General features: G+C 66.4%; 20 protein-coding genes and 1 pseudogene. 12 read left to right on the plus strand and 9 right to left on the minus strand.

The window, feature by feature from the left end; all coding sequences use genetic code 11:
• Window positions 1-17 precede the first annotated feature (17 nt).
• The 3 genes from DW355_RS05360 to mdtD all read left to right on the plus strand — a co-directional run bounded on the left by DW355_RS05360 (window position 18) and on the right by mdtD (window position 2,482).
• The gene (locus DW355_RS05360; RefSeq protein WP_006298095.1) at window positions 18-416 is read left to right on the plus strand and encodes a bactofilin family protein; all 399 of its coding nucleotides are present in this window, start codon (window positions 18-20) and stop codon (window positions 414-416) included.
• Between the two features lie 153 nt (window positions 417-569).
• Window positions 570-947, plus strand: coding sequence for an iron-sulfur cluster insertion protein ErpA (gene erpA, locus DW355_RS05365; RefSeq protein WP_131278290.1), 378 nt, complete (start codon window positions 570-572; stop codon window positions 945-947).
• 95 nt (window positions 948-1,042) lie between these two features.
• The gene (mdtD, locus tag DW355_RS05370; protein ID WP_131278291.1) at window positions 1,043-2,482 is read left to right on the plus strand and encodes a multidrug transporter subunit MdtD; all 1,440 of its coding nucleotides are present in this window, start codon (window positions 1,043-1,045) and stop codon (window positions 2,480-2,482) included.
• Between the two features lie 50 nt (window positions 2,483-2,532).
• Here the strand turns inward: mdtD and DW355_RS05375 are convergent.
• Together DW355_RS05375 and DW355_RS05380 are read right to left on the minus strand one after the other, a co-directional pair.
• A pseudogene (locus DW355_RS05375) lies at window positions 2,533-3,674 on the minus strand (anhydro-N-acetylmuramic acid kinase).
• 22 nt (window positions 3,675-3,696) lie between these two features.
• Entirely contained in the window at window positions 3,697-5,181 is a 1,485-nt protein-coding gene (locus DW355_RS05380) for a M23 family metallopeptidase (RefSeq protein WP_131278292.1), read from the minus strand.
• Window positions 5,182-5,428: 247 nt separating this feature from the next.
• Here DW355_RS05380 and tyrS point away from each other — a divergent pair, with 247 nt between their 5' ends.
• Window positions 5,429-6,676, plus strand: coding sequence for a tyrosine--tRNA ligase (gene tyrS, locus DW355_RS05385; RefSeq protein ID WP_131278293.1), 1,248 nt, complete (start codon window positions 5,429-5,431; stop codon window positions 6,674-6,676).
• A gap of 59 nt (window positions 6,677-6,735) precedes the next feature.
• Window positions 6,736-7,242 (plus strand): cupin domain-containing protein, encoded by a 507-nt coding sequence (locus DW355_RS05390; protein ID WP_131278294.1) that lies wholly within the window; start codon window positions 6,736-6,738, stop codon window positions 7,240-7,242.
• A gap of 51 nt (window positions 7,243-7,293) precedes the next feature.
• Here the strand turns inward: DW355_RS05390 and DW355_RS05395 are convergent, their stop codons facing one another.
• The gene (locus DW355_RS05395; protein ID WP_131278295.1) at window positions 7,294-7,896 is read right to left on the minus strand and encodes a flavin reductase family protein; all 603 of its coding nucleotides are present in this window, start codon (window positions 7,894-7,896) and stop codon (window positions 7,294-7,296) included.
• A gap of 140 nt (window positions 7,897-8,036) precedes the next feature.
• Between DW355_RS05395 and DW355_RS05400 the strand changes: the two genes are divergently transcribed.
• Window positions 8,037-8,627 (plus strand): TetR/AcrR family transcriptional regulator, encoded by a 591-nt coding sequence (locus DW355_RS05400; RefSeq protein ID WP_131278296.1) that lies wholly within the window; start codon window positions 8,037-8,039, stop codon window positions 8,625-8,627.
• Window positions 8,628-8,708: 81 nt separating this feature from the next.
• Complete coding sequence (locus DW355_RS05405) at window positions 8,709-9,410, plus strand: SDR family oxidoreductase (protein ID WP_131278297.1); 702 nt, start codon at window positions 8,709-8,711, stop codon at window positions 9,408-9,410.
• Window positions 9,411-9,456: 46 nt separating this feature from the next.
• Here the strand turns inward: DW355_RS05405 and DW355_RS05410 are convergent, their stop codons facing one another.
• The 3 genes from DW355_RS05410 to DW355_RS05420 all read right to left on the minus strand — a co-directional run bounded on the left by DW355_RS05410 (window position 9,457) and on the right by DW355_RS05420 (window position 13,479).
• Window positions 9,457-11,337 (minus strand): M61 family metallopeptidase, encoded by a 1,881-nt coding sequence (locus DW355_RS05410; protein ID WP_131282338.1) that lies wholly within the window; start codon window positions 11,335-11,337, stop codon window positions 9,457-9,459.
• A 93-nt stretch (window positions 11,338-11,430) separates the two neighbouring features.
• Window positions 11,431-12,288, minus strand: a complete 858-nt coding sequence (locus DW355_RS05415) for a DsbC family protein (RefSeq protein ID WP_242671304.1) — start codon at window positions 12,286-12,288, stop codon at window positions 11,431-11,433.
• Between the two features lie 21 nt (window positions 12,289-12,309).
• Window positions 12,310-13,479, minus strand: a complete 1,170-nt coding sequence (locus tag DW355_RS05420; protein ID WP_131278298.1) for an FAD-dependent monooxygenase — start codon at window positions 13,477-13,479, stop codon at window positions 12,310-12,312.
• Window positions 13,480-13,538: 59 nt separating this feature from the next.
• On the opposite strand from DW355_RS05420, the gene DW355_RS05425 reads away from it, so the two are divergent.
• The gene (locus tag DW355_RS05425; protein WP_131278299.1) at window positions 13,539-14,429 is read left to right on the plus strand and encodes an MOSC domain-containing protein; all 891 of its coding nucleotides are present in this window, start codon (window positions 13,539-13,541) and stop codon (window positions 14,427-14,429) included.
• Between the two features lie 19 nt (window positions 14,430-14,448).
• Here DW355_RS05425 and DW355_RS05430 read toward each other — a convergent pair whose 3' ends face one another.
• Window positions 14,449-15,276: an alpha/beta hydrolase gene (locus tag DW355_RS05430; RefSeq protein WP_131278300.1), complete on the minus strand. Its 828-nt coding sequence runs from the start codon at window positions 15,274-15,276 to the stop codon at window positions 14,449-14,451.
• 269 nt (window positions 15,277-15,545) lie between these two features.
• On the opposite strand from DW355_RS05430, the gene ychF reads away from it, so the two are divergent.
• The 3 genes from ychF (at window position 15,546) to DW355_RS05445 (ending at window position 18,246) form a co-directional block, all read left to right on the plus strand.
• Window positions 15,546-16,637, plus strand: coding sequence for a redox-regulated ATPase YchF (gene ychF / locus DW355_RS05435; protein ID WP_131278301.1), 1,092 nt, complete (start codon window positions 15,546-15,548; stop codon window positions 16,635-16,637).
• 208 nt (window positions 16,638-16,845) lie between these two features.
• Complete coding sequence (locus tag DW355_RS05440) at window positions 16,846-17,451, plus strand: hypothetical protein (RefSeq protein ID WP_165493127.1); 606 nt, start codon at window positions 16,846-16,848, stop codon at window positions 17,449-17,451.
• 213 nt (window positions 17,452-17,664) lie between these two features.
• Window positions 17,665-18,246 carry a restriction endonuclease gene (locus DW355_RS05445; protein ID WP_131278303.1) on the plus strand — a complete coding sequence of 194 codons (582 nt, stop codon included), beginning with the start codon at window positions 17,665-17,667 and terminating at the stop codon, window positions 18,244-18,246.
• Window positions 18,247-18,338: 92 nt separating this feature from the next.
• Here the strand turns inward: DW355_RS05445 and DW355_RS05450 are convergent, their stop codons facing one another.
• On the minus strand, window positions 18,339-19,697 hold the full coding sequence (locus tag DW355_RS05450) for an MBL fold metallo-hydrolase (protein WP_131278304.1): 1,359 nt from the start codon (window positions 19,695-19,697) through the stop codon (window positions 18,339-18,341).
• Window positions 19,698-19,832: 135 nt separating this feature from the next.
• Here DW355_RS05450 and DW355_RS05455 point away from each other — a divergent pair, with 135 nt between their 5' ends.
• Window positions 19,833-20,342, plus strand: a complete 510-nt coding sequence (locus DW355_RS05455; RefSeq protein ID WP_131278305.1) for a GAF domain-containing protein — start codon at window positions 19,833-19,835, stop codon at window positions 20,340-20,342.
• A 42-nt stretch (window positions 20,343-20,384) separates the two neighbouring features.
• Here DW355_RS05455 and DW355_RS05460 read toward each other — a convergent pair whose 3' ends face one another.
• Window positions 20,385-21,596: an MFS transporter gene (locus DW355_RS05460; protein WP_131278306.1), complete on the minus strand. Its 1,212-nt coding sequence runs from the start codon at window positions 21,594-21,596 to the stop codon at window positions 20,385-20,387.
• Window positions 21,597-21,626 lie beyond the last annotated feature (30 nt).

Genomic DNA, 21,626 nt, shown 5'->3' on the forward strand with positions numbered 1-21,626 from the left:
TGTAGAAAGTTGTTCCCATGTTCAGCAAGCAAAAACCCCCGGCCATTCGAAGCTTGATTGCCGACGGTAATCACATCGAAGGTCATGTGCACTTCCGCGACGGCCTGCGCGTGGATGGCACCATCGTCGGCAACGTGCGTGCCCGAGAGGAAGACAGCAGCATCTTGGTCATCTCCGAGACGGCATCCATCCTCGGCGAGGTGCATGCTGACCACGTGATCGTCAACGGCACGATCAAGGGCCCGGTCTATGCCCGTCAGATGCTGGAGCTGCAACCCAAGGCGCGCATCGAAGGCGACGTCTTCTACACCGCGCTGGAAATGCACCAGGGCGCCATCATCGCTGGCCTGCTGCGCCCCACGCCCTCCATGCTGGAGGACAAGCCTGCCCTCAAGCTGGCTGCGACCGGCAATTGAACCTCCTCGCCTGCCTGCGGTCCATAGCGCCCGGTTCGGGCGAAGGCGTCACGCGCAGTATGGGTTTGCGAGGCGACTGCCGAGCGGTTCGACGGTTGGGTGTACCATCACAGCCCTGTCACTGAACAACTTCCTGCCAGAAGGAGTTTTCCCATGAGCGCAGTTGCCGAATCCGTCCAAGCCGATGTCGTGAGCGAGATGCCCGCGCCGATTCTCTTCACCGACAGCGCTGCGGCCAAGGTGGCTGACCTGATCGCCGAGGAGGGCAATCCGGACCTCAAGCTGCGTGTTTTTGTGCAGGGCGGTGGTTGCTCCGGCTTCCAGTATGGTTTCACCTTCGACGAGGTGGCCAACGAAGACGACACCACCATGACCAAGAACGGTGTCTCCCTCCTGATCGATGCGATGAGCTACCAGTACCTGCTGGGCGCCGAGATTGACTACAAGGAAGATCTCCAAGGCGCACAATTTGTCATCAAGAACCCGAACGCCACCACCACCTGCGGTTGCGGTTCCAGCTTCTCGGTGTGAGCTGCGTCTGGTTCTGACACACAAGGCCACCTCCGGGTGGCTTTTTGCTGTCCGTTCCGCAAGATTCCCGTTTTCAGTTTCCAGGTCGGCACTCCATGAACGCAACGCAAGCTGGCGCACCGCTCAAGGAGGGCGAACTGCGTGCCTTGCTCTGGCTGGTGGCGGTGGGTTTCTTCATGCAGACGCTGGATGCCACCATCGTCAACACTGCCTTGCCCGCCATGGCGCGCAGCTTGGGCGAAAGTCCCTTGCGCATGCAGTCCGTGGTCGTGGCCTATTCACTCACCATGGCGATGCTGATTCCGGCTTCGGGCTGGCTGGCAGACCGCTTTGGCTTGCGCCCCGTGTTCCTGGGCGCCATCGCGCTGTTCTCCGTCGGCTCGTTGCTCTGTGCCATGTCCAACACCCTCGGGCTGCTGGTGGCGGCGCGCGTGCTTCAAGGCTTGGGCGGTGCATTGCTCCTGCCCGTGGGTCGGCTCGCGGTACTCAAGACTTTTCCACGTGAACGTTTTCTGCAGGCCATGAGCTTTGTGGCCATCCCCGGGCTCATCGGTCCACTGATCGGCCCCACGCTGGGTGGTTGGATCGTGGAGGTCTCGTCCTGGCATTGGATCTTCTTGATCAATCTGCCCGTGGGGTTGCTCGGCGGCCTGGCGACCTTGCGTTACATGCCCGTCCAGCGCAACACGGCATTGGCCCGCTTCGATCTGACCGGCTACCTGCTGCTGGCCTTCGGCATGGTGACGATCTCCCTCGCGCTCGACGGCCTGTCCGGCCTGGGTCTGCGCCAAGCCAGCGTGCTGGTACTGATGATCTTCGGTCTCGCCAGTCTCGCGGCCTACTGGATGCACGCCTTGCGCCGTCCCGACCCGCTGTTCTCGCCCCAGCTGTTCGGTGTGGCGTCCCTGCGCATCGGCTTGCTGGGCAATCTGTTCTCGCGCCTGGGCAGCGCCTGCATGCCCCTGATGATCCCGCTGCTCATGCAGGTGACCTTGGGCTACTCACCCTTGCATGCGGGCTTGATGATGCTGCCCATCACGCTGGCCAGCATGTCCATGAAACGTCCAGGGACCTGGTTGCTCACGCGTTATGGTTACCGCCGCGTGCTCGTGTTCAACACCCTGTTCGTTGGTCTGGCGACCGCGAGCTTCGCGCTGACCACGGTAGAGCAGCCTTTGTGGCTGCGCATCCTGCAACTCATGCTGTTCGGCGCGGTGAACTCCATGCAGTTCACGGCCATGAATACGCTCACGCTCAAGGACCTCGCCCCCGCGATGGCCAGCAGCGGCAACAGCCTTCTGTCGATGGTGCAGATGCTGGCCATGGGCATGGGCGTGGCGGCTGCCGGGGCCGTGCTGGCGGCGTTCACCGGCTATTTCGGCAACGAGGAAGCCGCCGCCGCGTTGCCTGCATTCCGCGGTACCTTTGTCTGCATGGGGTTGATCACCCTGGCTTCAGCGGCCATCTTCTGGCAGTTGTCGGATGCCCAGGCTGCTCCCGCACGCGGTCGGCACGAACCGTCCGAGATGGAGTAGGCGCGCGCGGACACGCCCAAGCCGACGTTGCTTGCGCCCGGCAGAGAGGATCAGACGGGGTAGATGGCGCCCAGCACGCGCGCGTGACGCGCGCCCGTGACGCGGGTCAGATTGCCCGTTTCACCCGCCAGGCACTTGCGCGCCAGCCAGGCAAAGGCGGTGGCCTCCACCTGCAGTGGTGGCAGGCCGGCGGCATCGGTGCTGCTCACCGACACGCCGGGCAGCAAAGCGCGCAGGCGTCGCATCAGCGTGTCGTTGAGCGCGCCACCGCCGCAGACGTAGAGGCGTTGGCAAGCTGGTGCGTGACGCAGCAGGTCCGAGGCGCAGCTGCTCGCCGTCAACTCGGTCAGTGTGGCCTGCACGTCCACCGGCTTGAGCAGAGGATGCCGCACCAGCCGTGCCCGCAGCCAGTCCGGATGGAACAGGTCGCGCCCCGTGCTCTTGGGGGCAGTTGATGGAAAAAGGGCTCCTCGAGCAGATCGCGCAACAGCGCCTCGCTCACTTGGCCGCTTGCAGCCCAGCGTCCGCCGGCGTCATACGGCTGACCCTGGTGCCGTTGGCACCAGGCGTCGAGCAGGGCGTTGCCCGGGCCACAATCAAAGCCTCCGACCGCATTGCCCTGCAGCAGACTGAGGTTGGCCATGCCACCGAGGTTGAGCACCGCCACGGCGCCGTCGGCGTCAGTGACAGGTCCGAAGACCGCCTGGTGGAAGGCCGGCACCAGCGGCGCGCCCTGGCCGCCCGCGGCCACATCACGACTGCGGAAGTCCGCCACCACGCTGATGCCCGTCAGTTCCACCAGCAGGGCCGGGTTGTTGAGCTGCAGTGTGTAGCCCGTGCCACCCGGGCCCTCATGCCGTGGCCCGGGCTGGTGCCGTACGGTCTGGCCATGCGCACCGATGGCCCGGATGGCCTCGCGCGCGGTGCCGGTCGCCTGCAGCAGATCGCCCACGACGCCCGCGTAGACCCGTACCAGGCCGTTCGCGGCCAGTGCGGCGCGGTGCAATTCATCGCGCCCTTCGGGGGTGTTCAGGGCCAATAATTCGGCGGCCAGCTCGGCGGGAAAGGGGCGGGTCGCATGGTGCAGCACACGGATGGTGTCCTGGTCCGGGTGGGGCGTGATTTCGGCGAGCACGCCGTCCACGCCGTCCAGCGAGGTGCCTGACATCAGGCCGATGAAGAGAGCGTTCATGCAATGAATGGGAGGGTTCGGTTCAGCGCGACGCCAGCAACTGGGCCGAGACCAACTGCAGCCGGGCTTGCTGGGCAATGTGGTCGAAGGCAGGGCGGTTCGCCGCCGACACCGGCGGCGCCGATTCGCTGCGGCGAACAATCAGCAACGGGTTCTGGTGCTGACCGTTGATGCGGAACTCGTAGTGCAGGTGTGGGCCGGTGGCCCAGCCGGTGGCACCGCTGGCCGCCAGGGTCTGGCCTTGCGCGATGCGCTGGCCGTGCCGCACCAGGATGCGGCTCAGGTGGGCGTACAAAGTCTGGTGGCCGTTGCGGTGCCGCAGGATCACCACCTTGCCGTAGCCGCCTTGCTCGCCGGCGAACTCCACCACCCCGTCGCCCACGGCCCGTACCGGCGTGCCGATGGGCGCGGCGTAATCCACTCCCAGGTGCGCGCGCCAGGTTTTGAGAATCGGGTGCAAGCGCATGCGAAAGCCACTGGTCACGCGCGAGAAAGCCAAGGGCGAAGCCAGGTAGGCGCGCTTGAGGCTCTGTCCGTCCAGGTTGTAGTAGCCGCTGCGGCCGGTGGTCTGGGTCGGCTGGCCGGCCACCACGGGCGCTGGCAGGTCCGCGTTCGGTTCGGTGAACCAGACGGCTTGGTAGGCCTTGCCTGCGTTGATGAATTCAGCGCTCAGCACCCGGCCCGCGCGCAGGGGTTCACCGTCGCCTTCCAGCATTTCGTAGACCACGGCATAACGGTCTCCCTGGCGCAGGTCGCTGTGGAAGTCGATGTCCGCGGAGAAGATTTCCGCCAATTGCACGGCCACGGCATCTGGAATGCCTGCCTGGTCGGTGGAGGCGAAAAGCGAGCTTTCGATGACGCCACTGGCCATGCGCAGCGAGGCCGTCAGCATGGCCTTTTCCATGTGGGAACTGAAGCCATCACCGGCCCGTTCGATGATCAGCCGTTCGAAGCTGCCGTCGTCGCTCGGGCTCCAGCGCGCCGTCAGTCTGAGCAGGGTGTTGCGCTCACTCGCTTCCGCACTCAAAAGGCGACCCGTGCGTCCCAACAGGTGGCGGTGCGTGAGGATGTCCCGCTTCAGGAAGACGGCGGCCTGCGGGTCATGGATGCCCAGGCGGTACAGCAGGCCTTCGGCGGTGTCCTGCGGGCGGGACAGTTCGGAACGATAGAGATTGAACCGGTACCCCGCACCGCCGCTGTCTGGCGGATTGGCGGACCGCGGCATGTCCGGCGCGGAGGCGGTGGCGAATGGGGAGACGAAGGGCAGTGCCCGGACCTCGGCGGTGACTTCCTGCACCGGAAGTCGGGCGGGATCGGGTGCGAACGAGACGACAACAGCCGCCACCGCATAAGCGCCCGCGCTCAGGCCCAGCGCCACGAGGCTCAGCCCGAGCAGGGCGGGGCGCCAGCTCTGCCTCGAGCGCTGTTTCCAGTGGCGCAGCAGCAGTCGCCCTCGGGCATGCAAGGGACGGCTTAAGCGCTGGAACAGGGAGGGCAAGGCGGACATCACGGGGGGCGTTCGTCGGAGGATGGTGCGGCAAATCAGCCAGAGCGACGCGTCAAGAAGCTAGCAAAGGGTGGGCCAATTCCGCCGGTCTGTCGTGGGTGCCGTTTCCCGGGGACGCGGGTGTGCGGCACGTAAAATCAGCCGCTTGTTTCTGCTTCTCACGCCCTCGGCGCCCGCCGTGGCATGCCCCGGCCAGGGGCGCGACCAGTATATCGGCCCCTCTGAACCGGGGTGTAGAAAAATCCCTATGAACACATCCGCTCCCGCCGTTCCTTTCCCCGTCACCGATCGCGTGCGCGAAGCGCTGGCCGTGACCCGGCGGGGTTGCGAGGAACTGATTCCCGAGGACGACTGGGTCAAGAAGCTGGCCCGGTCTGAGGCCACGCACACCCCGCTGCGCATCAAGCTGGGCCTCGACCCCACCGCGCCCGACATCCACCTGGGCCACACCGTGGTGCTTAACAAGCTGCGCCAATTGCAGGACCTGGGGCATCAGGTCATCTTCCTGATCGGTGACTTCACCAGCCTGATCGGCGACCCCTCAGGCCGCAACAGCACGCGCCCGCCGCTCACCTCCGAGCAGATCAAGGCCAACGCCGAGACCTACTACAAGCAGGCCAGCCTGGTGCTGGACCCGCAGCGCACCGAGATCCGCTACAACAGCGAATGGTGCCTGCCCCTGGGCAGCATGGGCATGATCCAGCTCGCCGCCAAGTACACCGTGGCGCGCATGATGGAGCGCGACGACTTCACCAAGCGCTACCAGGCCGGCACGCCCATCAGCGTGCACGAATTCCTCTACCCGCTGATGCAGGGCTATGACTCGGTGGCGCTCAAGTCCGACCTGGAACTCGGCGGCACCGACCAGAAGTTCAACCTGCTCATGGGCCGCCACCTGCAGCAGGAGCATGGCCAGGAGCCGCAGTGCATCCTGACCATGCCCCTGCTCGTGGGCCTGGACGGCGTGGACAAGATGTCCAAGAGCAAGCACAACTACATCGGCATCAGCGAGGACGCCAACACCATGTACGCCAAGGTGCTGTCCATCAGCGACGCGCTGATGTGGGACTGGTACACCCTGCTGTCCTTCAAGTCCCTGGCCGAGATCGCCGCGCTGAAGAAGGAAGTCGAAGCCGGCCGAAATCCCAAGGATGCCAAGGTGGCACTGGCCAAGGAAATCACCACGCGCTTCCACGGCGCGCAGGCGGCTGAGGCCGCGGAGCAGGACTTCATCAACCGCAGCAAGGGCGGCATTCCGGACGAGGTCGAGGAGCAGACTCTGACCCTGGAAGGCGGCGCGCCCGTGGGCATCGCCGCTTTGCTCAAGCAGGCGAGCCTGGTGGCCTCGTCCGGCGAAGGCAACCGCCTCATCGACGGCGGCGGCGTGCGGGTGGATGGCAACACTGTCAGCGACAAAGGCCTCAAACTCGGCGCAGGGGTCTATGTGCTGCAGGTGGGCAAGCGCAAGTTCAAGAAGGTCACGCTGAAGGCGTGAGACTCAGGCCCGGACGAACAGACCAAACCAGGCGGCCGCAAGACAACGACAGGCACGGCATGACTTCCTCTGAACGCGTCCAGGCCCTGATTGATCGCCTCGGACTGCAGCCGCATCCCGAAGGTGGGTACTACCGTGAGGTCTTCCGCTCTGGGGAGCAGATCCGCCGCGGCGATGGCGCGTCCCGTTCCGCCCTGACCACCATCTTCTTTCTGCTGCCCCAGGGCGCCGTGAGCCGCTGGCACCGGGTGCGCGGGGCCGACGAGGTCTGGCACCACTACGAAGGTGGACTCTTGGAACTGCGGGTGTTGCCGCCTGGGCAGCGGCAGGTGCGAGGCTGGCTGCTCGGGCCGGTGGGGGTATCGGCCAGCGCCACGGCCGCGGAGGCCGATGTCCTGCCCGTGCGCACCGTGCCCGCCGATGCTTGGCAGGCCGCACGCTGTCTGGGCGACTATGCCCTGGTGGGTTGCACGGTCGGTCCCGGTTTCGACTTTGCCGACTTCACGCTGGCGAGTGATCTGCCGCCGGGGTCATGCCCTGGCAGCTTGGACCCTGAACTTCTGTGACACACGCCGACGGGCTTCTGCCAGCGGCCACGTTGTCTTGCCGCGTGGGCGTCAGCGCTGCGGGCGAGCTGCCTGCGCCTCGAACGCTTCGCCGATCGCGAAGAAATGCCCACCGGCCACGTAGTGCAGCGTGCGCAGGGCCGGGTCGCTACGGTCGTCATACCGCCAATGGCCATCCGCGAAGACCCGCGTATCGGCCCAGGCGGCCGCCACTTCGCCGATGAACAGGTCGTAGAGCTGCTGGTTGCGTGGTTCGGGCATCAACCTGCATTCCAGCCATGCCACGCAGCCTTGAAGCAGCGGCGCTTCGCCATGGCTGGCCGCGAAGGTGTTCAGGCCGAACCGTGCGAACTTGTCCCCGCCCTCGGCGTCCGCCTGCAACTCACGGCCAGAGAGCTGGCCCAGCGCGAGCACCACACCGGCCTGCGCGCGGCAGGGCACGTTGATGCAGAAATGGCCGGAGGCTTCGACCAGCTCCCGCGTGTACGTGCTCTTGTCCAGCACCACGGCGATCTTGGGCGGGGCGAAGTCCAGTGCCATGTTCCAGGCGGCGGCCATGATGTTGCGCTGGCCGCCGTGCGCGGCGCTCACCAGCACCGTGGGGCCATGGTTGAGGAGACGGTAGGACTGGGCGAGGTCAACGGCGGCGCGCATGGCAGGTTTCCGGTCGGATACAGCCCCGGCAGTATAGGAAGTGGTTGCTGACGCCGGTACCTCGGCCTCATGAGATTTGAAATATGATGAACGTCATATTTGTGCTATGATTCGCCCATTACGCAATACCAGACCACCCCATGCCACTCGCTCCCAGCCGCAAGCAACAGACGCATGACCGCATCGTCGATGCGGCGGCGCGCGCTTTGCGCAGTGGCGGTTTTGCCGGGGTTGGTGTGGCGGACATCATGAAACAGTCCGGGCTGACCCATGGTGGCTTTTACGCCCATTTCGCCTCGCGCGATGCCCTGATCGCCGAGGCGCTGGAACGGGCCGGGCATGACGCTCATGCCCGCATGCAAGACGCCTTGGACCAGGGCCAGGCACGAGGCTTCAGCCGTTTCCGCACCTTGGTCGAGAACTACCTGTCCGAACGACACCTTAATGCCCCCGAGCACGGCTGCGCCGTGGCGGCCCTGGCTTCCGAAATGCCGCGCCAGGCGGACGCGGTGCGCGAGGCCGCGGTGGCGCGCGTGCGCGAGTTGGTGGCCGACGTGCGTGCTGTGCTGGGGCCCGACCCGTCCGAGGAAACGGCGGGCGTGATCGCCAGCCAGCTCATCGGTGCCCTGCAGATCGCTCGCACTCTGGGCCCGAACGCCCAGGGCCGCAAGCATCTGGCGGTTGCGCGGCGCTTCCTGCTCGAACAGTTCGATCCCACCCCTGCATCCTGAAGGTTTCTTCGCCGCGCAGAGATCTGCGCATTTTTGTTGGTTCTTGAATATGACGATCGTCATATAAATCTGGAGTGAAACATGAAACTAGCCCAATCCGTTGTTCTTATCACCGGCGCCAATCGCGGCATCGGCCGGGAATTCGCCAAGCAGGCCCTGGCACGAGGCGCGCGCCGTGTCTACGCTGCCGCGCGTGACCCGGCGAGCGTGCGCCTCGACGGCGTCGTGCCGGTGCGCCTGGACGTGACCGACCCAGCGCAGGTGGCGGCCGTCGCGCGCGAGTACGGTGACGTGAACCTGATCGTCAACAACGCGGGTATCGCCAACCCCGGTGGTTTCCTCGCCGACACGGATCTGTCTGCCACGCGCCGTCAGCTCGAAACCAACTTCTTCGGCATGCTGCACATGGCTCAGGCCTTTGCCCCTGTGCTGGCCAAGAACGGTGGTGGCGCGCTGCTCAACGTCTTGTCCATCGCGAGCTGGATCAACCGCCCGGTTCTCGGCACCTACGGTGCCAGCAAGTCCGCCGCCTGGGCCCTGACCAATGGCCTGCGCCACGAATTGCGCGAGCAAGGCACCCAGGTCACGGCCCTGCACATGGGGTTTGTCGACACGGACCTGACCCGCGGCATGGAAGTGCCCAAGGCCACGCCGCAGGACATCGTGCGCCTGGCTTACGAGGGCTTGGAAGCGGGTGCGCTGGAGGTGCTGGCCGACGAGATCACGCGTCAGGTGAAACAGTCGCTGTCGACGCCGGCCGCGGCTTATCTGGCTGAAGCCTGAGCCCGGCCCCGGCACAGTGATTGGCGGCGGCCCGGATCAAAAGAGGTCAGTCCAGCCAGCGCTTGACCTTGTCCTGAGCCTCTATCGCCAAGCGCCAAGTGGTGCTGGTCTTAGGCAGGGTCAGCGGTAGGCGCAGGATGCGCTGGTCGCGGGCGATCAGGGCGGTGAGCGAGAGCTGCTCGCCTGCGTAGAGCGGCAGGTCGTCCAGCTTGCGCAGCCGCCAGGCACTGGTGTTCGCGCTTGCTTCGCCTTTTGCGGACTTGCTCGTGCCAGCCTTGCCCTGGGTCTCCACCCCCAACCACTCATCACCGACCGCGAAACCCGCCTGCTCGGCCGCGCCACCGCGCAGCACGGTCTTGATCTGCACGGCGCCGTTGTTTTCCGTCACGCGCAGGCCCAGGCGCTGCGCCAGTTGGGCTGGATCATCGTGGATGGCGATGCCTTGTCCTTGTAGCAGGTCCCGCAAGGGCAGTTCGCGGGTGCCGTGGACCCATTGCTGGAATTCCTTTTTCCAGCTCTGGCCGCTGAGTTCCTGCAGCACGGCCAGCACATCGGCCTCGGCCATCGGGCCGGCCTTGCAGCGGTGCCACAGCGCGCGCATCACGTCATCCAGTGACTGCTTGTGCCCGGTCTCGGCGCGCAGTGTGAGGTCGATGCACAGAGCCACCAGCGCGCCCTTGCCGTAATAGCTGACCGTGGCGTTGGGCGTGTTCTCGTCCACGCGGTAGTACTTGACCCAGGCGTCCAGGCTGGCCTGGGCCACGGTCTGCACCAGGCGCCCCGGCGTCTGCAGCAACTGGTTGATGTTCTTGTTGAGCAGGCGCAGGTAGGTGCTGTCGTCGATCAGACCGGCGCGGCGCAGCAGCAGGTCGTCGTAGTAGCTGGTGAAGCCTTCGAAGAACCAGAGCAGCTCCGTGTAGTTTTCCCGTGTGTAGTCGTAGCGCGCGAACTCGGTGGGGCGCAGGCGCTTGACGTTCCAGCTGTGGAAGTACTCGTGGCTGATCAGGCCGAGCAAGGTGGTGTAACCCTCGCCCGGCTTCTGGCCCAGGCGCGGCAGGTCACGTCGGCCGCAGATCAGTGCGGTGCTGTTGCGGTGTTCCAGGCCACCGTAGTTGTCGTCGGTGGCGTTGAGCATGAAGACATAGTTCTGGAACGGGGGCGCTTGCACTGTGCCGCCGGCGCGGCCCTGGGCGTGCCAGAAGCGGATTTCCGTCTCGCAGATGCGTTGCGCGTCGGCCAGCAGGCGTGCGCCGTCGAAGCTGGGCGGCGCACCCGCGACGATGAAACGATGCGGCACGCCGCAGGCTTTGAAGTCGCCGCGCCAGAACGTGCCCATCTCCACCGGGCTGTCCGCCAACTCGTCGTAATCGGCGGCGCGGTAGCTGCCCCAGCCTTGTTTGTCCACCGCCAGCGGTGTCAGGCCCGTGGCGACTTGCCAAGGTCCCATCGCTTCCTTGTCGGCGCCTGAAGGGCGAGACACCACGAGCCCATGCGGCTGGTCTTCGTGTCCTTCCACGCGCAGGCACAGGCTGGTGGCGTTGAAAAATCCCCGCTGCATGTCCAGCCAGGCGGTGCGCACGGAATTGTCGTAAGCGTAGACGCGGTAGCTCAGCAGCAGCGGCTGCGCCGGGTCACAGGCGATCGACCAACTGCACTTGTCCAACTGCCGTGGTGCCAGTGTTTTCTTGCCCTGCCGCGCCGTGAGTTCCTGCAGGTGCTTGGCGAATTCGCGCAGCAGGTAGCTGCCCGGAATCCAGACCGGCAGGCTGACGCGCTGCTGCGCCGCAGGCTCGGCGATGCTCAGCGTGACGCGGTAGAGGTGGGCGCGCGGGTCCTCCAGCTCGACCTGGAAGGCCACGGCCGCTTGGGACGGCGTGGCGGTGGTCCGAGTGCGGGGCTGGCGGGCAGTGTGGGAGGAACGGGCCATGGGGTCGGGACGGGAAGGCATGCGCCTGGGGAGGGCGTGGCGATAAAAATGCCGAGATCTGCTGGACGGCGGGTTCAGGCGGCGCGAAGTGGTTTATTTCTTTGCCGCGACGCTGGCGAATTGCTGTTCGATCTGGCGCGCACTCAGCGCGCCGGGCGCACGCACATCGTTGGCGAAGAACAGCGTGGGCGTGCCCTGGATGCGGTGCTTGCGGCCGAATTCCAGGTTACGCGCCAGCGCGTCCAGCGTGCGTTGCGAGCAGTTGGCTTGCGCGGCCGGGGGCGTGCCCTTGAGCATCCAGTCCTGCCAAGTGCGGGCACGCTGATCCGAGGCGGTGCACCAGACAGCCTGCGCCTTCTCAGTGGACTGCTGACCCAACACGGGGTAGAGGAAGACGTGGATGGTGACGTTGTCGATGTCGGCCAGCTCACGCTCCAGCCTGCGGCAGTAGCCGCATTCCGGGTCGGAGAACACCGCGAGCTGGCGTTCGCCCTTGCCGTGGCGGATGGTGAAGGCGTCATCGAAAGGCAGATCCTGGTAACGCACCGCCGACAATTGCTCCGTGCGCTCCTCGGTCAGGTTGCGCTGACTTTGCAGGTCGATGATCTGTCCCTGGATCAGGTGCTGCCCCTGAGCATCGGTGTAGAAGATGTCTTGTCCCACGCGGATCTCGTACAGACTGGTGCCGCCCGCCAGTGGCAAGGCGCGCACCTCGTCGATGGCGGGCATCTTCGGCAGGCGCGCGCTCAGGTTCTTGCGGATGGTCGCGGCGGTGGCGGGTTCCTGCGCGGTTTTGGCCGCAGGTGCCTTGGACTGGGCCTGCGCGGGCTGCGGCGGAGTCAGGCCCAGTACCAGAGCGAGCGCCAGGCCGGAGAGGGCCGCGAGCAGCGGAGGGGCACCGCGAACTGCGCGCGAAGAAAAGGACGGTGTCATCGTGGGGCTTGCTTTCATGCGTGTGTTGTCGCGCGCCATTCAGGCGCCCATGGCCTGGCGGGCCAGCCAGTGCTTGAGCCAGCCGCTGTGTTCCACCCCGCGCAGGCCCCAGGCACGCAAGCGGTTCCAGAACGGGCCTTCGCGGGTGTAGAGGCGTTGCAGCGCGTCCATGCCCAGGTCCAGCGGCAGCATGTCGGCCTTGCGGGCACGTTCATAGCGGCGCAGCAGTTTGGGGTCGGCCACGCCGCGCCAGTCCTCGCGCTCGCGCAGCACGCGGGCCAGCTCGGCCACGTCGGCCAGGCCCAGGTTCAGGCCTTGGCCCGCGAGCGGGTGCACGGCGTGCGCGGCGTCGCCCGCCAGCACCCAGGCCCCCTGGGCGGCGTTGCCGGCCCAATGCCGGGCCTGGGCCCGCACCAGGGGCCAGGCCCGGCGTTCGCTCACGAGCTGCATCGTGCCCAGTGCCTGGCCGCAGGCCGTGGCCAAGGCTTCGGCATAGGCCTCGGGGGCCAGGTCCTGCAAGAACGCGGCACGTTGGGGCGAGACGGACCAGACCACGGCCACGGTGTCGCCTTGCGGCCCGCCCAGCGGCAGCAGGGCCAGCACCTCACCGGCCGTTTCGTCGCGCAGAAACCATTGCCGCGCCACCTGGCCATGCGGTCGTTCGCAGCGCACGCGGGCGGCCAGCGCATGTTGGCCATACGGCGCCGAGTCGTAGTCGACGCCCAGGGCGGCGCGCGTGGCGCTGGCGCGGCCCTCGCAGATCACGGTGAGCGGTGCCTTGGCTTCCTGGCCAGGCGCCACTCGCTCGATCTGCGGCTGGTAGCGCAGCGCCGTGGCCAGGCCGTCTTCGAGCACGGTGGCGTCGACGATCCAGTTCAGCGCGGGCGCGCCCTGCAGGTCTCGCCGATTCGGGCCGTGCAGGGCCGCGCTGAAGTTCAGCTCGCTGCCTTCGTCGCCATGCACCTGCATGGCCAGTACGGGCGTGGCCAGCGTATCGTCCTCGGGCCAGGCGCGGATGCTCTCGAGCAGCGCACGCGAGGCGGGAGTGAGGGCGTAGGCCCGGATGTCGGCCTGCCCGCCCGGTGGCAGGGGCGGCGCGGCGCTCAGGCCCACGCGCAGCTTTTCACGCGCGAGCAACAGGGCCAGGCTGCGGCCGACGATGCCGTCACCGCTGATGAAGATGTCCAGGGCTGAGGAGGGGGATGCCATAGCTGAGGGGCATTGTAGAAGCCGGGCCCGACCCCAGACGGCAAGGCACAATCAATCCCATGCAAACCTCCGATGTCACGGGGCGGATTTCCAGCCTCCATGTGTACCCCGTCAAATCCTGCGCGGGCCTGGCCTTGCCCGAGGCGCTGCTGACCGAAACCGGCCTGGACCTGGACCGGGCCTGGATGGTCGTGGACGAGGCGGGTGAATTCCTCACCCAGCGTGAGCTGCCGCGCATGGCCCTGATCCAGACCGCCTTCAAGGGCGATGTGATGGGCGGCGGCGGTGAACTGCTGCTGCGCGCGCCCGGCATGCTGGCCTTGCACCTGCGCGTGGACACGGTGGAAGCACCCACCCGCGTGCGGGTCTGGCAGGACGAGGTGGCGGCCTACGACATGGGCGATCTGGCCGCGCAGTGGTTCTCGGACTTCCTGGCACCCGGTGGCTCGGGCCGCCCTTACCGCCTGGCGCGTTTCGATCCCGAGCACCGCCGGCTGTCCAGCCTGAAATGGACGGGCGGCGTGGAGGCGCCCAACCAGTTCTCCGACGGGTACCCGCTCCTGGTCGTGAGCCAGTCGGCGCTGGACGATCTGAATGCCCGCCTGCAGGCCGCTGGCCAGCCGCTGGTGGACATCCGACGCTTTCGCCCCAACCTCGTCATCGACGGCTGGGAGGCCCACGACGAAGACCGCGTGGGGCCCATCACCATCGAGACGGACGAGGGCGAGGTGCAGCTCACCCCGGTCAAGCCCTGCTCGCGCTGCCCCATTCCTAACATCGATCCGGACACGGCGCAAAGCCATCCCTCGGTCAGCGACACCTTGCAGGCCTACCGGCAGGACGCGCGCCTGAACGGCGCCATCACCTTTGGTATGAACGCCATCGTGACCGGCGGCGTGGACCGCCTGCTCAAGGTGGGGCAGGGAGTGCGGGCGGACTACGCGTTCTGAGGTGACGTGCCCGTTCAGCTCAGTGTAGGGCTGGGCTCGCCGTCGCGACTTCGACCAGCCAGTTCGCGATGGCCTCGCGCGCCACGGTCGGCGCCTGGGCGTGGCTGGCTGCGGGTTGCAGCAGTCGCGTCAGTGCTTGCGGGCTCAGCAGGGCATACAAGCGCGGATTGACCCGCTGCAGTGCCGGGTAGTCCCCGGTGGGCGCGATGTAGAGCACCGGCATCCGCGCCGGCAGGGCCCGCAGCGCGCGCTCCTGGTTCATCACGCCCTGTGGGTCGAACCAGGCCCAATAGATTTCGGCGCGCGTGCGCACCGTGCTCTTGCCCTTGCTGCCCTCGTAGTCGGCGAATGCGTCGATCTCCGCGCCGCGTCCCGCCTCGACCGAGGCCCTGGCACGTGCCCGTTCGACGCCGATTTGCTCCTCGTAGGCGACACTCCCGACGTTGCCGCCCGGCGCAACGGCCACCACACCGGTCAGCAGCGGCAGGCGCGCGCCCAGATGCAGGGCGTACAGACCGCCCTGGCTGTGCCCCACCAGGAAGAGGCGTGTCGCGCCGTCGCCCTGCAGCCCGACCCAGGCCTGCGCCACTTCGGCTTGCGCTTCGTCGGGGCTGGCGTCGTAATTCCGCCGGCCCGACCAGGGCATTTCGAGGTTGCGCACGAGGAAGCCGCGCGCCTGCAGATGGGCGGCCAATTCCCCGACCAGACGGTCCGGGCGCCCGCCCTTGCCGTGCATCACGACCACACCGATCTGCGCAGGCGTGACGTCCTGCGCACGGACGTTCATAGGCCCGAGCCACAGCCCCAGACAAAGGCTTCCAGCCAGCCAGACGCGGCCGGGTTTCATCGCCTTGCTCCTGAACCGTGCTTGTTCTGCTTCATGACGTCTCTGCCTGATGGAAGACGCCAGCATAGGGCAACAACCGGACGCGCCGCAAACCGGCCGACTTATCCAGCGTCTCCGTGGCTAAAGCTGTGGACAAGTGCATGAACAAGTCGCGCGGACCGCGCCCCTGCTGGCTTGCCATTGGGCTGCCTGTTTGACGGGCATGGACTGCGAGACCGGACGGCGAAAACCGCCCCCTTTAAAATACCGCCCCTCAAGCAAGGAACACCATGAGTCTCAAGTGCGGCATCGTCGGCCTGCCCAACGTCGGCAAATCCACCCTCTTCAATGCACTGACCAAGGCGGGCATCGCCGCTGAAAACTACCCCTTCTGCACCATCGAGCCCAATGTGGGCGTGGTCGAGGTGCCGGACCCGCGCCTGAAGCAACTGGCCGAGATCGTCCAGCCCGAGCGCATCGTGCCGGCCATCGTGGAGTTCGTGGACATCGCGGGCCTGGTGGCCGGGGCCAGCACGGGCGAGGGCCTGGGCAACAAATTCCTCGCTCACATCCGCGAGACCGATGCCATCGTCAACGTGGTGCGCTGCTTTTCCGACGACAACGTGATCCACGTGGCTGGCAAGGTGGACCCGATCGCCGACATCGAGGTGATCCAGACCGAACTCTGCCTGGCCGACCTGGGTGCGGTCGAGAAGGCGCTGCACCGCGTGACCAAGACAGCGCGTTCCGGCGACAAGGAATCGATCAAGCTGGTGGCCATCCTGGAGAAATGCCAGGCCGCGCTGGACCAGGGCAAGCCCGTGCGCACGGTGGACTTCAGCAAGGAAGAGCTGCCCCTGCTCAAGCAGTTCTTCTTCATCACGGCCAAGCCTGCCATGTTCGTCGGCAACGTCAGCGAAGACGGTTTCGAGAACAACCCCTACCTCGATCGCCTCAAGGAATACGCCGCCACGCAGAACGCGCCCGTGGTGGCCATCTGCGCCAAGATCGAGGCCGAGCTGTCCGAGATGGACGACGCCGACCGCCTGGAATTCCTCCAGGAGCTGGGCCAGGAAGAGCCCGGCCTGAACCGCCTAATCCGCGCGGCCTACAAGCTGCTGGGCCTGCAGACCTACTTCACGGCCGGCGTCAAGGAAGTGCGCGCCTGGACCATCCACGTCGGCGACACCGGGCCGCAGGCGGCCGGTGTGATCCACACCGATTTCGAGAAGGGCTACATCCGCGCCCAGACCATCGCCTTCGACGACTTCATCGCCCACAAAGGCGAGCAGGGCGCCAAGGACGCGGGCAAGATGCGCGCCGAAGGCAAGGAGTACGTCGTCAAGGATGGCGACGTGATGAACTTCTTGTTCAGTTCCTGAACTGAGGCAGCAGGCCAAGGGCCTGCTGTCACTCAGCAAGGCGTAGAACTTCCACGCGACCGAGGACGCTTGAGTTCCTCACGGGCGATGAGCCGATCCGCGATGTTTCTAAGGGATGCGAGGTGTCCGTATGAAGCGCTTGTGCGAAAAGTTGCGGCGCCCTGCCATTTGGTCCGGGCAAATGTTGCGACACCCAGCATTTTGGTTTTTGCTCGCGGCCCTGGGCATCGGCTTGATGTACCTGAAGTGGGAGAAGCACGAGCACATCCCCGAATGGATTCAAGCCGGTGGCTCGGTGTTGGCCATCATCGGTGCTTTCTGGATTGGAGATGCCACCAGGCGCGCGGAGCAGTTGGAGAAGAGCCAAGCCATAGGAGCCGTAGTTCAGGCAGCGCAGGACTTTTCGGCGCAGATACGGAAGGTGATCCAGCAATCAGATGCTGAGACTGGTGTGGATGCCAACATTCACAACATCTATCACCGGCAAGTGACCAATGCACTCGCAGATGCGCTGTCGAACATTCCTATGCATGAACTGCGATCATCTGAAGCGGTACAGGCAGTGCTGTATCTGCACGTGCAATTTGCGCATTTCTTGCCTAAGGTGATTGAGGACTTCATCGCGGAGCCACACAACCATCCAGAATTTAAAAAACAATGGGCTGCTTACGATGACCTGGCTATGCCAGAGCGTTTGCAGAAACAGAAAAAACTGAGAGAAGACCAGTTTCAATTGCTGGACAGCAATTTGTCGCGGCGTCTGGATAACATCGACAGGAAATGCAGTGAGTGTCTGCGTGCGCTTAAGGTTTAGGCCGACGCTGTGACACAGCGTCGGGCCGTGAGCCAGAGGGGACTGATGATGGCCTTAATTTGTGAGGTCTGGTCGTGACCTGCAAACAGATCGTGCAGACGGCATGCCTGGCTCCGTGACGCGCAATCCAACATTGCTCGCGTTAGAGGGCGATTCGGCATGCGCTACGCTCTCGCTCCCTTACACCTCACGGAGCCCCTCTTGAAGCTAAAGATGGCGAAGAACTCGCTGTTCGCAATCCTGTTGCGCTCGCCTTGGTGGATCAGCCTGCTGATCGGTGTCCTGCTGGGCTTGATCAGCTTTGCCTTGCTGCCGGACGAAGTCCGCGTCGTCGGTGCGCTGTCGGGCTTGCCCTTCGTCGTGATCGCGGTCATGGCGGCGATCCGTCAATGGGGCCGACCCAGCGCCGCACGCGTGGCGCAAACCCACGACGCCGTCGCGGCGATGTCCTGGCCGGCTTTCGCCGATCTGCTGGCACAGGCCTTCCAACGCCAAGGCCACACGGTGCAACGCGGCAAGACGGAAGACTTCGACTTTGTGTTGGAACGCCAGGGGCGACGCACCCTGGTCAGCGCGCGCCGCTGGAAGTCAGCGCGCACCGGCGTTGAAAGCCTGCGTGCGCTGCAGGCCGCACGCGAGGCCAGCGAGGCCGAACAAGCGCTGTACATCGCGCTGGCTCCGCTCAGCGAGCAGGCCCAGCCCTATGCCGCGGCGCAAAAGATCGAGGTCTGGCACGCCGAGGAGCTGGCCCTGGCGCTGCGCGATTTGCCGATGGGTAAGGCGGCGGGTCGGTAGCTCTGGCGAAGTTCAGCCCAGCATGAGTTGAGTGGCTGCTCCGGCAGGCGATGGCGCGTTCCCCACCCATCGATGCCGTTCGACTCAGTGTCCTACCCCAGCATCACCTCTTGCCCCATCCGCGCCACGCTCGCGCGCCAGCCCAGCTCCCGTTCAATCCGCTGGCGCAGTTGGTCCGCCGCCTCGGGCTCGCCATGGGTCAGGAAGACCTGTTTCGGCGGCCGGGGCGCGGCGCCCATCCAGCGCAGCAATTGCGGCGCGTCGGCGTGGGCCGACATGCCGGGCAGTTGGGTGACTTCGGCGTTGAGGGGCACGTCCTGGCCGAAGATGCGGATCATCTTTTCCCCCGCAGCGATGCGCGCGCCGCGCGTGCCGCCGGCCTGGTAGCCGGCCAGCACGACGGTGTTGCGATGGTCCGGCGCCAGGCGCTTGAGGTGGTGCAGCACCCGGCCGCCGGTGGCCATGCCGCTGGCCGAGATGATGATGGAGGGGTAGCGCACTTCGTTGAGCGCGCGGGATTCGTCGGTGGTGCGCACCATCTTCGCCACGTGGCACATGCGCTGGCTTTCTTCTGGGCTGAGCCGGTGCAGCTTGTGGTGGCGCTGGTAGATGCCCGTCATGTCGATGGCCATGGGGCTGTCGAGGAAGACGGGCAGATCGGGAATGGCGTGGGCGGCTTTCAGCCGCGCGATCAGCACCAGCAGGGCCTGCGCGCGCCCGACCGCGAAGGCCGGGATCACCACGCTGCCGCCGCGGCTGGCCGTGCGCTGGATGACCTCGCCCAGCAGCGCTTGGTTGTCCACGGCCGGGTGCACGCGGTCGCCGTAGGTGGATTCGACCACCATGCAGTCCACCGCCTCGGGCGGTGTGGGGGGCTCCATGATCAGGTCGTCCTCGCGGCCCACATCGCCTGAGAAGAGGATCTTGGTGCGGCCGTCCGAAAAGGTCGCGTGCGCCGCCCCGAGGATGTGCCCGGCGGGTGCGAGCGTGACGTGCAGGCCAGGCAGCACTTCCTCGCTCACGCCGAAGTCCAGCGGCCGCAGGTAACGCAGGCTGTGCCGCGCATCCTCTTCGGTGTACAGCGCCAGGGCCGGGTGGTGCTTGCTGCTGCCATGCCGGTTGGCGTAGGCCGCGTCTTCTTCCTGCAGGTGGCCGCTGTCGGGCAGCAGCAGGTGGCACAGCTCGATCGTGGCGGGCGTGGCGTGAATGGGGCCGCGAAAACCGCGTCGCAGCAGCAAGGGCAGGGCGCCGGAATGGTCCAGGTGGGCGTGGGTCAGCACCACCGCGTTCAGCGTCGCGGGGTCGAAGGGGAAGTCCTCCCAGTTCAACTCGCGCAGGTTCTTGTAGCCCTGGAACAGACCGCAATCGACCAGCAGCCGGCGCCCCTCGTGTTCCAGCAGGTAACGCGAGCCGGTCACGGTGCCGGCGGCGCCCAGGAAAGTGAGTTTCATTTTTTCCGCGCGGTGACCGCGTGTGTGTCTCGGACAAGCCGATCCGATCATATAGTGCGGGTTTCGCTGCGCATCTGCGCAATCGCGGACGAGACCGCCAACGAAACTGCGGACGTACAAGGAACCCGAGATCCCATGAGCTTCACCGTCGCTGACCAACTCGACATGTCCACCCCGGCCGCCAAGCGCGCGGCGTATGAATTGCTGAGTGCCCAGCTCCAGAGCCTGCTCGAGGGCGAGCGTGACCGCATCGCCAACCTGGCGCAGTTCTCCGCCTTGCTATACCAGGCCTTGCCGGACTTGAACTGGGCCGGCTTTTACCTGGCCCAGGGCGAGACCCTGGTGCTCGGTCCCTTCCAGGGCAAGGTGGCTTGCGTGCGCATTCCCTTCGGCCGGGGTGTCTGCGGCACCTGCGCCGCGACGGGGCAGGTGCAGATCGTGCCGGACGTGGAAGCCTTCCCTGGCCACATCGCCTGCGACAGCGCCTCGCGTTCCGAGTTGGTGCTGCCGCTGCGGGCTGGTGACCAGTTCCTCGGCGTGCTGGACCTGGACAGCCCGGAACTGGCCCGCTTCGACGAGATCGACGCCCAGGGACTGTCACGCATGGTGGCCACCTTGGTGGTGGGCACGGACTGGGCGCGCTGAGGCGGTGCCGAGGCGCTCGCCCGATGTGACGGGCGCGTTGGGCTAGCGCGCTGCGCCTTGCACCGCGCCCGCGCGCCGGCCGGCCCACAGGCTCAAGCCCAGTCCGATCAGGATCAGTCCCAGCCCGTAGACATGCAGGTTCGCCAGCAGCCCCTGGGCGATCAGGCTGGCGCCCAGGGCCGCACCCAGAGCCTGGCCGGCGTAGATGGCCGAGGAATTGAGCGCGATCGTGGCCGAGGCCAGCGCGGGAGCCAGTTGCACCAATCGCGCCTGTTGCGCTGAATTGCAGGCGAAGCCGCAGATGGCCCAGGGCAGCGCGATCAGCGCATGCAGCCAGAACGAGGGCGCACCGAAGGCCCGGCTCAGCGGCCACAGGGCCAGGCTCAGGGCGATGCCGGCCAGCGTGATGGCCACGGCGCGCGCCGGGCCCAGGCGGTCGATCTGGCGCGACAGCAGCAGATTGCCCGCCAGCCCGAACACGCCGAACCACAGCAGGAGCAGCGCCAGCGCGCTCGCACCCATGCCCATCATTTGCTCGTGGTAGGGCGCGAAGTAGGCGAACAGCGTCATCTGGCTGAAGGAATAGAACAGCGTCACGGCCACCACCCCCATCAGCGCGGGCGAGCGCAGGGTCTGTGCCCAGCCCTGGCGCGAGATCGGGGGTGGGCGCACGCCGTCGGGCAGCACCCGCCAGACCCAGGCCGCACCCACCAAGGCCAGCAGCGCCACCAGCCCGAAGGCCCAGCGCCAGCCCAAGATGCCGCCGATCCAGGCCGACAGCGGCATGCCCAGCACCGAGGCCAGCGACCAACCCAGAAAGATGGTGGTGATGGCGCGCCCGCGCTGTGCCAACGGCACCAGCAGGCCCACGCTGGCGGCGGCCTGCGGCGTGAAGATGCCGGGCGGCATCATGGCCAGGGCGCGCAGCACCAGCAGCCAGCCGTAGCTGGGCGCGCAGGCGCTGGCCGCCATGAAGACGCCGTACCAGAGCAACGAGAGTGCGAGCAGGCGCCGCCGGTCCCAGTCCGCCACCAGGCCAGCGGCCAGGGGCGCGCCCAGGCCGATCAGCACGCCGCCCACGGTGATCAGCAGGCCGGTCTGCGGAATGGACACGTCCAGCGAAGCGCTGATGTCGTTGAGCGTGCCGGGCACCACCATCACGCCCACGCCGATCACGAAGTTGCCGAACAGCAGTGCGCGCAGCGCCGCGGCGGCGGCGGGGGTGGCAGAGGGGGAGGTGCTGGAAGTGGTCATGGCAAGGGCCCGCAGTATGACGCCGCGCGG

This window comes from Hylemonella gracilis (assembly GCF_004328645.1).
In the GTDB taxonomy this organism is placed as follows: Bacteria; Pseudomonadota; Gammaproteobacteria; order Burkholderiales; family Burkholderiaceae_C; genus Hylemonella; species Hylemonella gracilis_B.

Coding starts and splice junctions, on each gene's coding strand:
- DW355_RS05360 (WP_006298095.1), top strand. CDS start 18: ATGTTCAGCAAGCAAAAACCCCCGGCCATTCGAAGCTTGATTGCCGAC.
- erpA (WP_131278290.1), top strand. CDS start 570: ATGAGCGCAGTTGCCGAATCCGTCCAAGCCGATGTCGTGAGCGAGATG.
- mdtD (WP_131278291.1), top strand. CDS start 1,043: ATGAACGCAACGCAAGCTGGCGCACCGCTCAAGGAGGGCGAACTGCGT.
- DW355_RS05380 (WP_131278292.1), bottom strand. CDS start 5,181: ATGTCCGCCTTGCCCTCCCTGTTCCAGCGCTTAAGCCGTCCCTTGCAT.
- tyrS (WP_131278293.1), top strand. CDS start 5,429: ATGAACACATCCGCTCCCGCCGTTCCTTTCCCCGTCACCGATCGCGTG.
- DW355_RS05390 (WP_131278294.1), top strand. CDS start 6,736: ATGACTTCCTCTGAACGCGTCCAGGCCCTGATTGATCGCCTCGGACTG.
- DW355_RS05395 (WP_131278295.1), bottom strand. CDS start 7,896: ATGCGCGCCGCCGTTGACCTCGCCCAGTCCTACCGTCTCCTCAACCAT.
- DW355_RS05400 (WP_131278296.1), top strand. CDS start 8,037: ATGCCACTCGCTCCCAGCCGCAAGCAACAGACGCATGACCGCATCGTC.
- DW355_RS05405 (WP_131278297.1), top strand. CDS start 8,709: ATGAAACTAGCCCAATCCGTTGTTCTTATCACCGGCGCCAATCGCGGC.
- DW355_RS05410 (WP_131282338.1), bottom strand. CDS start 11,337: ATGGCCCGTTCCTCCCACACTGCCCGCCAGCCCCGCACTCGGACCACC.
- DW355_RS05415 (WP_242671304.1), bottom strand. CDS start 12,288: ATGAAAGCAAGCCCCACGATGACACCGTCCTTTTCTTCGCGCGCAGTT.
- DW355_RS05420 (WP_131278298.1), bottom strand. CDS start 13,479: ATGGCATCCCCCTCCTCAGCCCTGGACATCTTCATCAGCGGTGACGGC.
- DW355_RS05425 (WP_131278299.1), top strand. CDS start 13,539: ATGCAAACCTCCGATGTCACGGGGCGGATTTCCAGCCTCCATGTGTAC.
- DW355_RS05430 (WP_131278300.1), bottom strand. CDS start 15,276: ATGAAACCCGGCCGCGTCTGGCTGGCTGGAAGCCTTTGTCTGGGGCTG.
- ychF (WP_131278301.1), top strand. CDS start 15,546: ATGAGTCTCAAGTGCGGCATCGTCGGCCTGCCCAACGTCGGCAAATCC.
- DW355_RS05445 (WP_131278303.1), top strand. CDS start 17,665: ATGGCGAAGAACTCGCTGTTCGCAATCCTGTTGCGCTCGCCTTGGTGG.
- DW355_RS05450 (WP_131278304.1), bottom strand. CDS start 19,697: ATGAAACTCACTTTCCTGGGCGCCGCCGGCACCGTGACCGGCTCGCGT.
- DW355_RS05455 (WP_131278305.1), top strand. CDS start 19,833: ATGAGCTTCACCGTCGCTGACCAACTCGACATGTCCACCCCGGCCGCC.
- DW355_RS05460 (WP_131278306.1), bottom strand. CDS start 21,596: ATGACCACTTCCAGCACCTCCCCCTCTGCCACCCCCGCCGCCGCCGCG.